Raw genomic sequence first — 14,038 nt, 5'->3', positions numbered from 1 at the left:
GCTGCTCAGAGACTCGCCGCGTGGTCGGGGACGTAGGTCTGCAGATCGCGCGGCGGGCGCTGGTAGCCGGTCGACGGCGGGCGCGCGGGCAGTTCCAGCACCGGCGGCGGAACGTCGTCGTAAGGGACCGAGTCCAGCAGGTGCGCGATCATGTTCAGGCGGGCCCGCCGCTTGTCGTCGCTCTCCACGACGTACCAGGGAGCCTCGGAGATGTCGGTGTGCACCAGCATCTCGTCCTTGGCACGGGAGTACGCCTCCCAGCGGCTGATCGACTCCAGGTCCATCGGGGACAGCTTCCAGCGGCGCAGCGGATCCTCAAGACGCCGCCGGAAGCGCTCCTGCTGCTCGGTGTCGCTCACCGAGAACCAGTACTTGCGCAGCACGATCCCGGCCTCGACAAGCATCCGCTCGAAGATCGGGCACTGGCGCAGGAACAGCCGGTACTCCTCCTGGGTGCAGAAGCCCATCACGTGTTCGACTCCGGCCCTGTTGTACCAGGACCGGTCGAAGAGCACGATCTCCCCGGCCGCCGGCAGATGCTCGACGTACCGCTGGAAGTACCACTGCGTGCGCTCGCGCTCGGTCGGCTTCGGGAGCGCCGCGATCCGGGCGACACGGGGGTTGAGGTGTTCGGCGACCCGCTTGATGGTGCCGCCCTTGCCCGCCGCGTCCCGGCCCTCGAAGACCACCACGAGCCGGGAGCCCGTCGCCCGCACCCACTCCTGGAGCTTCACCAACTCCGTCTGAAGGCGCAGCAGTTCGTTCTCGTACGCGTTGCGCGGCAGCTTTGCCGCGTCCTTGCCGGCCATGCCGCCTCCGCCCACCGACGACCTGTTCAGGGAGCACACCCGTGCCCCAGGTCGAACACCTGGACGCCACCGTACTTTCCGACGAGGAACTGCGCACCCCGGACTTCGCTTGGTCTTCCCGTCATGAAGGGACCACGGCGACGGGACACCGGGACCTGGCCACGAGGCCGCGCACCACTGCCGAGAAGGCACTCCCCGGCCTCCTGCCGACGACCACCAGACCGGCGTTCGCGGACTGCCGCACCAGGGCCTGGACGGGGGTCAGCAGCCGGACGTCCTCCAGCACCTCCACCTCCGGGTACTTCTCCCGCCACGGCCGCAGTGCGCCGGAGAGCAGGTGCACCTCGTCGTCCTCCCAGATGGCGCGATCCTCCTCCGGTATCCCAAAGCGCAGTTCGGCGGCGACGGCGGGAAGCCGCCAGGCGTGCACGGCCCGCAGCCGTACGCCCCAGCGTCGGGCGGTGTCGAAGGCGAAGGCCACGGCCTCCGGCGCGGGGTCGCGGGCGTCCACTCCGAGGACGGTCTCCGCGGCGACGGGCTGCCCGGCCTTCTCGGGGACCAGCACGCACGGGGACGGGGACCGGGACAGGTCGTCCACGTCCCGCGCGCAGGCCACGACCAGCTCCGTCTCCTCGGAGGCGGGCGGCGTCCCGTCACGGTGCGCCTGGAGCGGAAGCCCACGTCGGGCTGCTTCCCAGGAGGCCCAGCGGGAGGCGGCCTCGCAGTCCGCGCTGCCGTCGTGAACGACGATGACACGTTCCATGTGATCTGCCTTCTTCCTGCCGTCCGGCCGGATCAGCCGAACCCTGAGCCATGCACGCAGTACGGAATTCGCCCCTCGGACCTCAGCCGGTGCGGTGCCCCCACTTCGGCCCGACCAGATCCCACTCCCGGTCCCAGCCCGCCATGCGCCGCTGGTCGAGCCGGCGGCGGACGACGGCGCCCGCCGCACCCACGGAACCGGCCAGGGCCAGAGCCGCGAGGCCGCCCATCACGGCTGCCTCGAGGGTGGCCTCCGCGGGGCTCGGCGGTTCGGTGACCAGCGTGCCCCGGCCGTCCTCCCAGACCAGGACCCGGGTGCCTGCCCTCAGACCGACGGTGACCAGAGTGCGGTCCACGCGAGTCGAGCCGTCGGGAGCCCTCCAGCGCACCTGAGCGAGGTCCTTGTCGCCCGACGACCACTTCCCCGACACGGGCCTCGGTACATCGGCGAGAAGCACGGCACTGACGGAGTGCCGGTCCGTGCGCTGCCGGTCGAGTGTGGTCGCGGTGGCCTGTGCCGCGACCAGGCCCACGGTCGTGCCGCCCACCACGACCAGGACCCACACGGCCAGGACGACCCAGGCCTCGGCGACGTCGTCGCGTCGCCGAAGCGGATTGCTCCGCCAGCGCCAGAAGCGCCTTCTCCCCTGCCGCCCACGTCCCATGGTTCCGCACCTCCTCCGGCCCGTGGTCCCACCTCGAAGGTCTCAGGCCCGCCGGGTGCCCGACACGGGCTGACCGGGTGCCGTCATGGGACCGCGCGGCACTTGTCGGCGCCGGGACACGGGGCCGAACGGCCTAGCTCGCCCGGGCACCGGGGAGAACCCCGGACGCATCCGTGCGGATCCCGACTGCGGGGTGAACATCGAAGACCCCGTCGAGCCCGGTGGCGCGCAGGATCCTCGAGAAGCCCTTGTCGGCGTTGACCAGGCGCAGGCGTCCGTGGCGGGCCAGTACCCGGTTGCGCGCCCGGCACAGGGCCGCCAGACCCGCGCAGTCGATGAAGGTCACCTCGGTCAGGTCGACCACGAGGTCGGGGTCCGGGCCGCACGTCAGTGAGTCGAGGAGTGACACCAGTGGTGTCGCCGTCACGAGGTCGATCTCGCCGTACGGCATCACAACGGTCGTTCCGGCGACCGTGCGGACCGTGTGGGGTGCTTCGGGCCTCGTGAGCTTGTCGGACATGATCCGATCCAAGCCGCGTCGGCAAGCGCTACGGAAGGGCCGAACGGTCCCCTTCACCCTGGTCCGGTCAGCCCTGGTCCGGTCGGCCCCGGGCCGGACCGGGCAACGGGCCCCCGACGCTGCGGCTGGCCTCGGGGCCTGATCCGCTCTCCCCCCAACAGCCCCGTGAGTGGTCCGTTGCGGTCCTGACCTGGGGGCTCCGTTCCGCTTCCGGCGCCCGCGTCGCCGCCCGGCGAACCACCACTCCGGTCCCGTACCGTCCCGCACCGCAGGCCGGTAGCCGGAGGGGCCGGTGCCAGCCCGCCCGAGCGACCGAGGAGAGGCAGGCGGGAAGCCTCGAGGAGCCCCGGGACGTGCATTAGGCCCTGCCCCGAGCGCGTCGGATTCGGCTGCTCCGGCCTCTCCCTGAACCGCTCATTGACGGCCCGAGTTAACGTCGATAACTTAACGGCACTAACCTGAACGGGAGCAGCCGTGACCCCACTCGCAGCCGACGACGTCTACGCCCTCGCGCCGTACGCCAGAACGCTGGGCGTCGTGTTCGACGAGATGACCCCCGCCGGCGTCCGGGCCACACTGGCGCACGATCACTCCCTCTCCACGGTGGGCGGCGGTCTGCACGGCGGAGCGTTGATGGGGCTCGCCGATGTGTGCGGTGCCGTGTGCGCCGCGCTCAACGGTCCGGCCGGTGCCGCTCCGGCCACCGTGGAGTCGACCACGCACTTCCTCCGGCCCGCCCGCACGGACGTCGTCGCGACGGCGCGTCCCCTGCGGGTGGGGCGCAACACCGTCGTCGAGGTCGACGTGCACGATGCCGAGGGCGAGTTGTGCGCCAGGGTGACGCAGGTGGTCACCGCCGTCGGCCGGAAGGACTCCTGATGACGACCTCTCTCCGGGGCTCGTTTCCGTGACCGCCTCCCGAACTCGCGCCGCCAAAGGACAGGGCGGCCTGCTGCGCGACCAACTGCTCGACATCGCCGGCCGGATGCTCGAGGACGGTGGCTCCGACGCGCTGACGATCCGCGCGGTGGCGACCAGCGCCGGAGTCACGCCGCCGTCGGTCTATCTCCACTTCGCCTCGAAGCGGGAACTCGTCCACGCCACGTGTCTGCGGGTGTGGAGTTCGCTGTTCGTCGAACTCGAAGCGGTGTCCGAGGGGATCCCGGACCCGGTGACAGCGCTCCACGAGACCTGCGTCGCCTATATCGCCTTCGGGCTTCGCCATCCCGCCCAGTACCGGCTGGTGATGGACGGCGAAGCAACCGAGGCGAGCCGCCACAACGAGGACGCGTGCTTCCGCTACTTCCGGGACAAGGTCATCGCCTGCCGTGAGGCCGGCGTGCCGATGCGGAGCCCGACCGAAACGGCCAGAGTGCTGTGTTCCGCCGTGCACGGCGCGGTGTCCCTCCTCATCCACCAGGAACGTGACACCTGGCCCTCGGACACCGCCCGTTACCTGGCCCGCGCCGCGTCCTCAGCCGTCCACGGTGCGCTGCTCACCGCCTCGCACCCTCCCCCACCGTCGCTGTCCGCGGTGACACGGCCGGACTGAACCGCGCGACGGCCTCCCCGGGGGCACCGTCGGCATGACGGTGCCCCCGGGGAGGCCTGCATGGTGCTGCTGAACGAGTCAGGTGCGGGTCCAGCGCTGGTTGCTGCCGCCCGAGCAGGCGTACAGCTGGATCTGGGTGCCGTTCGCGGTGCCGTTCCCGACGGCGTCGAGGCAGAGACCCGACTGGACTCCGACGATGGATCCGTCGGAGTTGAGGCGCCACTGCTGGTTGGCGCCGCCCCAGCAGCTGTAGATCTGGACCTTGGCGCCGTTGCCGGTGCCGGCGGCGTCCAGGCACTTGTTGCCGTAGACCCTGAGCTCACCGGCGCTGGTGGACGTCCACTGCTGGTTGGTGCCGTTGTTGCAGTCGTACAGCTGGACCTGGGTGCCGTCGGCCGTGCCGGCGTTGGGAACGTCCACGCAGCGGCCCGAGCCGACGCCCTTGATCTGTCCGCCGCCGCCCGACGGAGGAGGCGTGGTGGTGCCGCCGTTGAGCGCGTTGAGGACGGAGGTGTAGGCGGCCTTCTTGCTGCCGTCGCCGTTGAACAGCAGCGGCGTCTGCTCCGATCGCCAGGAGTCGCTGTCGCGCACGCCCCAGACGGTGACGCCGAGGCAGCGCGAGACGGCCAGGCAGTCGTTCACCACGTTGGCGTACGTCGTCGCCGAGGCGCCCTGGATGTCGAGCTCGGTGACGGCCACGTCGACGCCGAGAGCGGCGAAACTCTGCAGGGTGGTGCGGTAGTTGCTGTTGTACGGGCTGTCGTTGTTGAAGTGCGACTGGAAGCCGACGCAGTCGATCGGTACGCCGCGCTGCTTGAAGTCCTTGACCATGTTGTACACGGCCTGGGTCTTGGCCCAGGTCCAGTTGTCGGTGTTGTAGTCGTTGTAGCAGAGCTTGGCGGCGGGGTCGGCGGCGCGCGCGGTGCGGAAGGCGACCTCGATCCAGTCGTTGCCGGTGCGCTGCAGGTTGGAGTCGCGACGGGCACCCGAGTTGCCGTCGGCGTAGGCCTCGTTCACGACGTCCCACTGGGCGATCTTGCCTTTGTAGTGGGCCATCACGCCGTTGATGTGGTCGATCATCGCCTGGCGCAGGCTGCTGCCGCTGAGGCTCTGCATCCAGCCGGGCTGCTGGGAGTGCCAGGCCAGGGTGTGTCCGCGGACCTTCTTGCCGTTCTGCACGGCCCAGTTGTATACGCGGTCGCCGGCGGTGAAGTTGAACTGGCCCCGCTGCGGCTCGGTGGCGTCGATCTTCATCTCGTTCTCGGGCGTGACCATGTTGAACTCACGGCTCGCGATCGAGGTGTACGCCGAGTCGCCCAGTCTGCCCGAGGCGATGGCGGTGCCGAAGTAGCGGCCGCTCTGGGCCGCGGCCGCACCGAGGGTGCTTTCGGCGGCGTGTGCGGACGGTGACGAGACCAGCGCGGTGCTTGCGCCGAGGACGGGGATGATCAGTGCGAGCAGCGCACCGCGGATCCTCCGGCCGACACCGGATCTGGGTAGGGCGTACGAACCCATGGGCGTACCTCCAAATGGACGTCACGGACTGGCTGAAGCGCAGGCTGAAACCCCGGCCGCTCCCCCGCGACGGCAGGCGGGACGGGCCGGGCCCCGGGCAGCACGGGGAGACCGGACGAGGGGCTCGGCTCAGCTCGGCCGGGAAGTCCCCGAAGCCTGGTCGCCCCTCGGAGAAGGATGATTGAGGCGTTGACGGTGGATCGTCAATACATCCACGGAGAAAGTTTCCAATCTTCCTTCGAAACATTCGAAGCCCACAACCCCTTCGGATGAACCGTTTGCAGACAGAACCGCCAAAGACCTTGACCAATGGGGCCCGTATTTCTAACTTGTGGCGTCGAAGTATCCGTGGACGGCGTCGAATGTTTCGAAGAAACGACCATCCCCACTCGACCGCTCCACGGTTCGCCGACGCAGCGCCACCCCGCACCGCACCGCCCTGCCCCGTCCCCAAGGAGGCCCTCAGATGCGGTTACGCTCCCCGTCCACGGTCCCGCTCAGACGCCTGCTCGCCGTCCTGGCGCCCCTGCTGCTGGTGGCCGCTTTCCTCGGCGCGCAGCCCGCCAGCGCGGCGACCGTCGACACCAACGCCTCGTACGTACTGGTCAACCGCAACAGCGGCAAAGCCCTCGACGTCTACAACCTGGCCACCACCGACGGTGCCCGCATCACCCAGTGGACCAGGAACGACCAGAGCCAGCAGCAATGGCAGTTCGTCGATTCCGGCGACGGCTACTACCGCGTCAAGTCCCGTCTCTCGGGCAAGGTGCTGGACATCTACAACCAGTCCACCGTCAACGGCGGCTCCATCGTCCAGTGGGCCGACCTGAACGGCGCCAACCAGCAGTGGCGGCTGGCCGACAGCTCCGACGGTTACGTGAGGCTCATCTCGCGCCACAGCGGCAAGGCCCTCGAAGTGCAGGGCGCCTCCACCGCCGACAACGCGAACGTCGTCCAGTACGACGACTGGGGCGGCACCAACCAGCAGTGGCAGCTCGTGAAGGTCGGCGCCGACACCCCCGGAGCGTGTGATCTTCCGTCGTCCTACCGCTGGACCTCGACGGGCGCGCTGGCACAGCCCAGGTCCGGTTGGGTCTCGCTCAAGGACTTCACCGTCGCCCCGTACCAGGGCAAGCAGCTCGTCTACGCGACGACGCACGACAACGGGTCGACTTGGGGTTCGATGAACTTCAACCTGTTCACCAACTGGTCGGACATGGCCTCGGCCGGCCAGAACGCGATGTCCAGCGCCGCCGTCGCGCCCTCGCTCTTCTACTTCGCGCCGAAGAACATCTGGGTGCTCACCTACCAGTGGGGCGGGAGCGCGTTCTCCTACCGGACGTCGACCAATCCCACCAACGCCAACGGCTGGTCGGCTCCGCAGGCGCTGTTCACCGGAAGCATCTCGGGCTCCGGGACGGGGCCCATCGACCAGACGCTGATCGGTGACAGCCAGAACATGTACCTGTTCTTCGCCGGTGACAACGGCAAGATCTACCGGGCCAGCATGCCGATCGGGAACTTCCCGGGGAACTTCGGATCGTCGTACACGACGGTCATGAGCGACACGGAGAAGAACCTGTTCGAGGCACCGCAGGTCTACAAGCTCCAGGGCCAGAACCGCTACCTCATGATCGTCGAGGCCCGGGGCGCCAGTGAGCAGCGGTTCTTCCGTTCGTTCACCGCCACCAGCCTGAACGGCTCGTGGACCCCGCAGGCCGCCACCGAGTCCAACCCCTTCGCGGGCAAGGCCAACAGCGGCGCCACCTGGACCAACGACATCAGCCACGGCGAACTGCTCCGCACCAGCGCCGACCAGACCATGACCATCGACCCCTGCAACCTCCAACTCCTCTACCAGGGGCACAGCCCCAACTCGGGCGGCGACTACGGCCTCCTCCCCTACCGTCCGGGGCTGCTGACACTGCAGCGCTGACGGGATGACGAGAAGGGGGCGGGCTCGGCACGGCGCCGAGCCCGCTCCTTCCCTTCCACAGGTGTGCGGACCCGGTGGTTTCCGCGTCGGTCAGTCGAACAGGGCGACCAATCCGTTCACCCAGATCGCGAGAAAGGCGAGGACCGCCACCAGGCAGCCGACGCCTGCGAGCACGCCGCCGACCGCCCACGGCCCGGATGGCTCGTCCTCGTCCTGCTCCCGGCCCTCCCCGTAGGTTGCGGGGTCGTCCCAGTCGACGGGCCGCCCCAACTCCTCGGCGCAGACGCTCCGCAGAGCGACCAGCTCCCGCTCCGCGAAGGAGGTGGCCGCCAAGGCCTCCGGGCCGCGCCACGCGAGGGCCTTCATCCGCCGGCCGGCAGACCCGTACCGCGCCTCGAAGGCGGTGGTCTCGTCGGCGGTGCGGTCCTCTTCGAGAAACATCCAGCGTCCGGCCTCGGCGGCGTCGCCGTAGAGCCGGTACACCCCGGCCAGACGCCGACGGAGCGTCAGATCCCAGGGGAAGGACGAGACAAGGCCGCGCAGCCGCTGGCGTGCGACCGGAACCCGGCCGGCAGCCAGGTCCGCGTCGACTCGGGCGAGGGTCTCACTCAGGGGCATGAACGCATGATCGAGTACGGCGCCGACCGACGTCGACCTGGTTTTCCTCAGCCCCGCCGTCGACCGGCTGAGCCACCGGGGTGCCGGGGTGGCCCGACTCCCGGCGCCCTGCTTCCACACCCGGCTGGGCGCCACCGCGCTCACTGTGGCGCCCAGCCGGTCATTCGCCGAGGGTCAGCTGTCGACTCCCAGGGTCAGGGTGCCCTGGTAGCCGGAAGAGGTGGAACTCCCCAGGGCGGTGAGGGTCAGCAGTCCGGACGCGGCGCCCCCGCCGTCGTAGATCGGATCCCGGTCGAGGGTGGTGCGGGGCACCGTGTTGCTCGTGTACGGGGCGACCCGCGCGACCGCCGCCGTGATCGTCTCGTTGAAGTAAAGCTGACCCGTGTGGATCTCCCGGCCTCCGGTGAAGTGGCCGTCGGACGTGACCGTGACACCGGTGTGGACCTTGACGTGGATGTGGATGCAGCGGCCGCGGTACCAGCCGGGATAGATCGTCGTGAGGGCAGCGACTCCCCCGGCGTCGGTGAGGACTCCACCGCGCAGGAAGGTGCCGTCGTCCGGTTCGTCGTGACCGTTCTCCCCGACGAAGCCGGAGTACTCCCCGAGCACGTCCGCCTGCCAGACCTCGACCAGGGCGTTCCGCAGCGGTGCGCAGCTGTCGGCGTCGACGACGGTCAGCTTCAGCTTCAGCGGAACGCCGGTCTTGCCTTCGGTGATGTCGGTGCGGACGTACTGCCGATCCAGGTAGTAGGGACCCTCGGTCATCTCGCGGGTGAGGGTGCAGACGGCCGCGGCGGCGACAGGAGCGGTGTCGAGCGCCTCGGTTGTGGGGGCCTCGTTCACGGCCGCCGACCCCAAGGCCAGGGCGGCGGCCGTGGCTCCGGTGGCCATGAGCACGGTACGGCGCGCTACAGGGGTGCGCGCATCTGAGGTGTCTGTCATGACCACGACAATAGAAGAGGCCGACGGAGAATATCTGATGAGTCAGGAAACACAATGCTCGTCAAGCGACCGGCAGGACAAGGCGGTATCGGACCGGAAACCAGCCGGAAGAAGCAGCAGCGCAGGGGCAGGTCTCGGGCTACGGCAGCTGGATTCCGGACCAGGCTCCGACTTCGCACTGGCTGTCTGCGTTGTTCCCGGCAGCCACGACTGTGCCGTCGCCCCGCAGACCCAGGGTGTGCGTCGACCCGGCCGCGACCGCGACGACATCGCGCCAACCGCCGACGTCGCATTGCCCGTGGGTGTTGTCCCCCACCGCGAGGACCCGCCCGGACGCCGTGACCCCGACGGTGTGGTGACTGCCCGCGTCGACCGCCACGACGTTCTCCCACGCGCTGACCTCACACGCCCCGGTCGCCCGCTCTCCGGTCGCCGCGGCGCGCCCGTCGGCTCTCAGGCCGACGGTATGGAGATACCCGGCCGAGATCGCGACCAGACCGGACCACCCTGCCACGTCACACTGGCCTCGCCTGTTGTTCCCCGAGGCCAGCGCGGAACCGTCCGAGCGAACGCCCACCGAGTGCCAGTCACCGCACGAGAGAACGACCATCTCGCGCCAGGACCGCACGTCACACTGCCCTTCCGAGCCCCGGCCGACTGCCAGAACGCGGCCGTCCGCAAGCAGCCCGAGCGTGCGACGCCAGCCTGCCGCCAGGGCCGTGACGTCGCGCCATCCGCCGACCTCGCACTGACCGTCGCCGTTCCACCCGGTCGCCACCACCGTGCCGTCCGACCGGAGTCCCACGGTATGGGACCTGCCCGTGTTCGGCGCCGTATGGACATTGCCGGCTGCCACCGCGACGACGTCCTCCCACCGCTCGACCTGACCTTCGCCGGCTGTCGTCCTGCCCACGGCGAGAACGGTTCCGTCCCAGCGCCGTGCGACCGAATGACGCCTTCCGGCTGCCAGAACCGAGGAGTGGGCGAGCAAGGGCGCATCCTTCTGCTCAGGCCCGGCTGACGGACGGGCGGATGGCCGGATGGGTGGATGGGATTCCACCCTATGCCGGCCCGGATTCGGCTGGTTCTCTGTCGTCTGCGGCGGGTGGCGGGTGGCGGGACGTTCGAGCGGACGGCCGCTACAGGTGCTCGACGATCGCGTCCGCCACAGCGTTCATTCCGGCGTCGTTGGGATGGAAGGCTCCGGCGACGGTGGAAGGGCGGAGTCGTTCGGGGAGGCCGTTCACCCACGGTTCGAGCGAGCCGAGACCGTGCTCGCGGCTGCGCCGCCCCATCGCGACGAGTTCCGCCCCGGAGCGGGCGGCGGCTCGGCTGAAGACATCGGCGACCAGGTCACCCAGTCCGCGGAAATCATCCAGGGTCACCGCGTCGAAGGGGGTCGCGCGGCTGTCGTGTGTGTCGGGTCCGACGACCGTGAGGTAGTCGACCAGGAGCACCCGCGCGTGCGCGGCTCTGCGTCGCGTCTCCTCCACGACACGGGCGAGACCGGCCGCCGCCCGGTCGACATCGGCCTGCGACGGCCGCGGCACACCCTTTCGCCTCAAGGCGGCACCGAGGGGCCGGGTGAGGGCACGCGACGAGAACCGGCCCGCCGTCCCGAGCCGCACCATGCTGCCGATGTAGCCGAGGTCGTTGCCGCCCGCGGTGATCGTCACCAGGTCGGCGTCTTCCGGCAGTCCGGCCACCTGGGGCGGAAACGTGTGGAGCAGCACGCGCTGGGGCGTGGTGGTGATCGTGTCCGTGGTCGCGCCGCTCACGGTGAGGTCCGTGAGGTCGGCACCGAGCCGTTCGGCCAGCAGGTGCGGGTAGTTCCGTGCCGAACGGTTCGCCCGGCGGTCGGCGACCGGTTCGATGCCGGGACCCGCGGCGAACGAGCTGCCCAGCGCCGCGATCCGCCGGATCGGTGTGTCCGTCACCTTGAGTGCCTCCTTGTACGACTGAGGTGGTCCGTCCTGCCCCGGGACCGCAACCTCCCTTACGGGGAGGCCACTTGAGCACGAAAAACGCAACGTGGACATGGTCTGCCGGAGAGGCTAGCTTCACCTGGTCCTCGGCGATCGCCCACGGTCGCACAGGAGTTCCTTCCGGCTGAGCCGCCATCGATGACACCCTGACCAGGGAGAGACGCATGCCCCATCTTGCTCTGTACACCTTCGGTGTCCTGACGTCACCACTGGCTGATCCCGCACCGCTCACCCGCGAGTTCCACGACAGCGCCGGGCCCGTCTACCAGCAGATCAGTCAGCACCCTGGATATCTGGCGCACGCCGAAGTCGCCGAAGGCGGAACCGGCTCGCACTTCGACCTGGACTGGGGTGTGTGGGGAGAGTTCGCCGTGCCGAACTGGTACAGCAAGGGCCGTACCGTGGAGGACATCGCCCTGGCCGCGACGCTCTCGCTCTGGACCGACCTGCGGTCCGCCTGTGACGCCGTCTACAGCGGCCTGCACCGCGCGGCGCTGAACCGGCGTCGCGACTGGTTCGCCAGGACGGGGCATCCGAGTCACGTGTTCTGGTGGGTCTCGGACGAGGTGACACCCACCTGGCAGGACGGGGTTTCCAGGCTGGAACACCTCCACGACCACGGCTCCGCGCCGCACGGCTTCGCCTACCCTCACGCCTTCGCCCCGGACGGAACGCCCGGCGGGAGCAAGGGCATCGGGCCACAGGCCGTAGGTCCGGGGGCGTGACTCCGCAGCACCGCCCTCACCTGCGTGGCGACGATCTCCCGGTCCGCCGCGTCAGCGGGACGCAGTCCACCCCGTCAGCGGGACGCAGTCCACCGCGGCGCGGTCCGAGCCCAAGCTGCGTCCCACCGCGCCAGGTTGTGCCGTTCGAGCCGGTGGTCGGCGTACGCGTAGGCGGCCGCGCCGAGAAGGCCCACGGTCATGGCTGCCAGGACGGCACATCCCGTGGCGCGATCACGGATCTGTTCGGGGGTCAGGGGAGCGTCCGTGAGCTCTCCCCCGGCGGTGACCCACACGCGAACGACACTCCCCGCGGCGAGGCCGGGTTGGACGTCGGTCTCGGCCGTGCGGGTGTGTCCCCGAGGGTCGGTGAAGCGGACGGTGGCCGGGTACAGGGCCTTCTCCGCCTCGTCCGAACCCGGCTCCGGGTGACGGGGGGCGTCGTGAACCAGGACGGCGGAGATGTCGTGCCGCGTCGCCATCTGGTGCCGGGCGGTCTTCGTCCAGTGGGCGTGAGCCGTGTCGCCGACCAGGATCATGGCGGCCGGAAGGGCTGCCAGCACGGCCAGGAACAGACCGAGGCCGATCCATGCCTGGGCGAGATCCGTGCCCCGGCGCAGGGGGTTGCGCCGCCATCGCCACAGCAGGACCCGAGGGAGTTCCTCGGGAGGGTGTTCTGGAGGTGTGGCGCGAGCCACGGTGTTTCTCCTTTCGTCCTCGGCGCGAGCGCGTGCCGACCTCGTCGCGTGCTTACAGCGCTCTGTTGCTTACAGCCCTCCCCTGCTTACAGCGCTCCGTGCAGGCGACGGCGTTGCGGGGAGCCGGAGGCTCGGGTGGAGGAGGGGTGGGCGTGTGCCGCTTGGAGGAGTCTCGCGGCACCGCGGACCGCCGCGGTGTGCGGGGCGCGGACCGGCTGGACCGGAGTCCGCAGCCCTTCGCCGAGAGAGCCGGTGATGTCGGCTCGCAGGGCACCCCCTCCGGCGAGAAGTGTCCCTCGGCGCAGGGCGTGGCGTGTGTGGGGTGTGTGGTCCTGGTCCAGCATGCCGGTCACCATGGCGACCACCGCTTCGGCGATCCGGGTGGGCGGGGTGAAGTCGTCCAGGTCGCTGGTGCCCAGGGCGGTGCGGCGGGCGTCGGTCACCGCGCCGTCGACGAGGAGTGTCACCTCGGTGAGGTGGGCGCCGAGGTCCACGACGAGCAGCGGGCGGGCCAAGTCGGCTTCCGCGGCCACGGCCACCGCACGTGCGGTGGGGACGGTCAGGACGGTGCGGGGGCGCAGGACGTCGACCGCGGTACGGGCTTCGGCACGGTAGGCGACACCGCCGAGGACGGGCGTGGTCAGGATGAGCAGGGGGTGACCGTGGCGGGGCAGGCGTGGGGCGAGCAGCCGGTCGAGCATCCGCGCCGTTCCCGGCGTGTCCACGATGGTCCCGCGCTGGACGGGGCAGGTGGCGCCCTCGCCCGGGGATGCCGGGAAGGTGACCGTGGGTACGTCGAGGATCGTGCGCCGTCCGGACGTCCAGGCGCGGGTGCGGGTGCTGCCCAGGTCGAGGGCGATGCCGGAACAGTGCCGGCACCAGGGCCATGAGCGGTGCCGGGGCGGCGTGGCGCGGCGCTTGGCCAGGGTGGTCATCGTCCTGCCTCCTTGACCTGTTGGCAGCGCGCGCAGAACCGGGCCTGCGGCACGATCAGCAGTCGTACGCGGGCGATCGGCCCGCGGCACAGGTGGCACGTGCCGTAGTGACCCAGGTCCATGCGGGTGAGGGCGGCTTCCACGTCGGCCAGGACCAGACGCGCGGAGGCCGCGAGCTTGACCCTCACTTCGAGTTGGGCGGCCGAGCGGCGGGCGGGCAGCGCGTCGGCGCGGGACACGGCGGCGGCTGAGAGCTGGTGCAGTTGCTCCTGGCGGAAGCGGCGTTGTTCGTGCAGGTTCTCGCGGAGTGCGGCGAGGTCCTCGGCCGACAGCTCGGTGTTCTGGTCGTCGATGATCTGGTGGTTCACCAAGTCACCCC

At 70.1% G+C, this 14,038-nt stretch carries 16 protein-coding genes; 4 read left to right on the top strand and 12 right to left on the bottom strand.

The window, feature by feature from the left end:
• Positions 1–5: 5 nt before the first annotated feature.
• The 4 genes from ppk2 to H295_RS0137880 form a co-directional block, all read right to left on the bottom strand.
• Positions 6–809 carry a polyphosphate kinase 2 gene (gene ppk2, locus H295_RS0137895; protein WP_020140578.1) on the bottom strand — a complete coding sequence of 268 codons (804 nt, stop codon included), beginning with the start codon at positions 807–809 and terminating at the stop codon, positions 6–8.
• 121 nt (positions 810–930) lie between these two features.
• Entirely contained in the window at positions 931–1,572 is a 642-nt protein-coding gene (locus H295_RS44210; RefSeq protein WP_020140577.1) for a universal stress protein, read from the bottom strand.
• A gap of 82 nt (positions 1,573–1,654) precedes the next feature.
• Entirely contained in the window at positions 1,655–2,236 is a 582-nt protein-coding gene (locus H295_RS0137885) for a hypothetical protein (protein ID WP_020140576.1), read from the bottom strand.
• A 133-nt stretch (positions 2,237–2,369) separates the two neighbouring features.
• Entirely contained in the window at positions 2,370–2,756 is a 387-nt protein-coding gene (locus tag H295_RS0137880) for an STAS domain-containing protein (protein WP_020140575.1), read from the bottom strand.
• A gap of 474 nt (positions 2,757–3,230) precedes the next feature.
• On the opposite strand from H295_RS0137880, the gene H295_RS0137875 reads away from it, so the two are divergent.
• Both H295_RS0137875 and H295_RS0137870 read left to right on the top strand, forming a co-directional pair.
• Positions 3,231–3,635, top strand: a complete 405-nt coding sequence (locus H295_RS0137875) for a PaaI family thioesterase (RefSeq protein WP_020140574.1) — start codon at positions 3,231–3,233, stop codon at positions 3,633–3,635.
• Between the two features lie 28 nt (positions 3,636–3,663).
• Positions 3,664–4,308, top strand: a complete 645-nt coding sequence (locus H295_RS0137870) for a TetR/AcrR family transcriptional regulator (RefSeq protein WP_020140573.1) — start codon at positions 3,664–3,666, stop codon at positions 4,306–4,308.
• Positions 4,309–4,386: 78 nt separating this feature from the next.
• On the opposite strand, the gene H295_RS0137865 is transcribed toward H295_RS0137870, so the two are convergent.
• Positions 4,387–5,823: an endo-1,4-beta-xylanase gene (locus H295_RS0137865; protein WP_020140572.1), complete on the bottom strand. Its 1,437-nt coding sequence runs from the start codon at positions 5,821–5,823 to the stop codon at positions 4,387–4,389.
• Positions 5,824–6,289: 466 nt separating this feature from the next.
• Between H295_RS0137865 and H295_RS0137860 the strand changes: the two genes are divergently transcribed.
• Positions 6,290–7,759, top strand: a complete 1,470-nt coding sequence (locus H295_RS0137860) for a non-reducing end alpha-L-arabinofuranosidase family hydrolase (RefSeq protein WP_020140571.1) — start codon at positions 6,290–6,292, stop codon at positions 7,757–7,759.
• 90 nt (positions 7,760–7,849) lie between these two features.
• Here H295_RS0137860 and H295_RS0137855 read toward each other — a convergent pair whose 3' ends face one another.
• The 4 genes from H295_RS0137855 to H295_RS46190 all read right to left on the bottom strand — a co-directional run bounded on the left by H295_RS0137855 (position 7,850) and on the right by H295_RS46190 (position 11,256).
• Positions 7,850–8,377 (bottom strand): DUF6584 family protein, encoded by a 528-nt coding sequence (locus tag H295_RS0137855; protein ID WP_028810124.1) that lies wholly within the window; start codon positions 8,375–8,377, stop codon positions 7,850–7,852.
• A 174-nt stretch (positions 8,378–8,551) separates the two neighbouring features.
• Positions 8,552–9,319 (bottom strand): intradiol ring-cleavage dioxygenase, encoded by a 768-nt coding sequence (locus H295_RS0137850; protein WP_028810123.1) that lies wholly within the window; start codon positions 9,317–9,319, stop codon positions 8,552–8,554.
• 139 nt (positions 9,320–9,458) lie between these two features.
• The gene (locus H295_RS0137845; RefSeq protein WP_028810122.1) at positions 9,459–10,310 is read right to left on the bottom strand and encodes an RCC1 domain-containing protein; all 852 of its coding nucleotides are present in this window, start codon (positions 10,308–10,310) and stop codon (positions 9,459–9,461) included.
• A gap of 148 nt (positions 10,311–10,458) precedes the next feature.
• Positions 10,459–11,256: an SGNH/GDSL hydrolase family protein gene (locus H295_RS46190; RefSeq protein WP_020140567.1), complete on the bottom strand. Its 798-nt coding sequence runs from the start codon at positions 11,254–11,256 to the stop codon at positions 10,459–10,461.
• A 212-nt stretch (positions 11,257–11,468) separates the two neighbouring features.
• Here H295_RS46190 and H295_RS0137835 point away from each other — a divergent pair, with 212 nt between their 5' ends.
• Entirely contained in the window at positions 11,469–12,029 is a 561-nt protein-coding gene (locus H295_RS0137835) for a DUF3291 domain-containing protein (protein WP_020140566.1), read from the top strand.
• A gap of 74 nt (positions 12,030–12,103) precedes the next feature.
• Here H295_RS0137835 and H295_RS0137830 read toward each other — a convergent pair whose 3' ends face one another.
• From H295_RS0137830 to H295_RS0137820, 3 genes are all read right to left on the bottom strand, one after another.
• Complete coding sequence (locus tag H295_RS0137830) at positions 12,104–12,724, bottom strand: hypothetical protein (RefSeq protein WP_020140565.1); 621 nt, start codon at positions 12,722–12,724, stop codon at positions 12,104–12,106.
• Between the two features lie 86 nt (positions 12,725–12,810).
• A complete protein-coding gene (locus H295_RS44200) occupies positions 12,811–13,659 on the bottom strand; it encodes a hypothetical protein (RefSeq protein ID WP_020140564.1) in 849 nt (282 codons plus the stop codon).
• Entirely contained in the window at positions 13,656–14,030 is a 375-nt protein-coding gene (locus H295_RS0137820) for a TraR/DksA family transcriptional regulator (RefSeq protein ID WP_020140563.1), read from the bottom strand. Before H295_RS0137820 ends, H295_RS44200 begins: the two co-directional genes overlap by 4 nt.
• Positions 14,031–14,038 lie beyond the last annotated feature (8 nt).

This window comes from Streptomyces sp. 351MFTsu5.1 (assembly GCF_000383655.1).
GTDB lineage: Bacteria > Actinomycetota > Actinomycetes > Streptomycetales > Streptomycetaceae > Streptomyces > Streptomyces griseorubiginosus.
Note: the sequence above shows the minus strand (reverse complement) of the source record. Positions and strands in the feature narration are given on the sequence as shown.

Excerpts from the sequence above, each read along its gene's own strand:
- H295_RS0137835 (WP_020140566.1), top strand. The coding sequence starts at position 11,469 with ATGCCCCATCTTGCTCTGTACACCTTCGGTGTCCTGACGTCACCACTG.
- H295_RS44200 (WP_020140564.1), bottom strand. The coding sequence starts at position 13,659 with ATGACCACCCTGGCCAAGCGCCGCGCCACGCCGCCCCGGCACCGCTCA.
- H295_RS44210 (WP_020140577.1), bottom strand. The coding sequence starts at position 1,572 with ATGGAACGTGTCATCGTCGTTCACGACGGCAGCGCGGACTGCGAGGCC.
- H295_RS0137865 (WP_020140572.1), bottom strand. The coding sequence starts at position 5,823 with ATGGGTTCGTACGCCCTACCCAGATCCGGTGTCGGCCGGAGGATCCGC.
- H295_RS0137885 (WP_020140576.1), bottom strand. The coding sequence starts at position 2,236 with ATGGGACGTGGGCGGCAGGGGAGAAGGCGCTTCTGGCGCTGGCGGAGC.
- H295_RS0137880 (WP_020140575.1), bottom strand. The coding sequence starts at position 2,756 with ATGTCCGACAAGCTCACGAGGCCCGAAGCACCCCACACGGTCCGCACG.
- H295_RS0137855 (WP_028810124.1), bottom strand. The coding sequence starts at position 8,377 with ATGCCCCTGAGTGAGACCCTCGCCCGAGTCGACGCGGACCTGGCTGCC.
- H295_RS0137860 (WP_020140571.1), top strand. The coding sequence starts at position 6,290 with ATGCGGTTACGCTCCCCGTCCACGGTCCCGCTCAGACGCCTGCTCGCC.
- H295_RS0137850 (WP_028810123.1), bottom strand. The coding sequence starts at position 9,319 with ATGACAGACACCTCAGATGCGCGCACCCCTGTAGCGCGCCGTACCGTG.
- ppk2 (WP_020140578.1), bottom strand. The coding sequence starts at position 809 with ATGGCCGGCAAGGACGCGGCAAAGCTGCCGCGCAACGCGTACGAGAAC.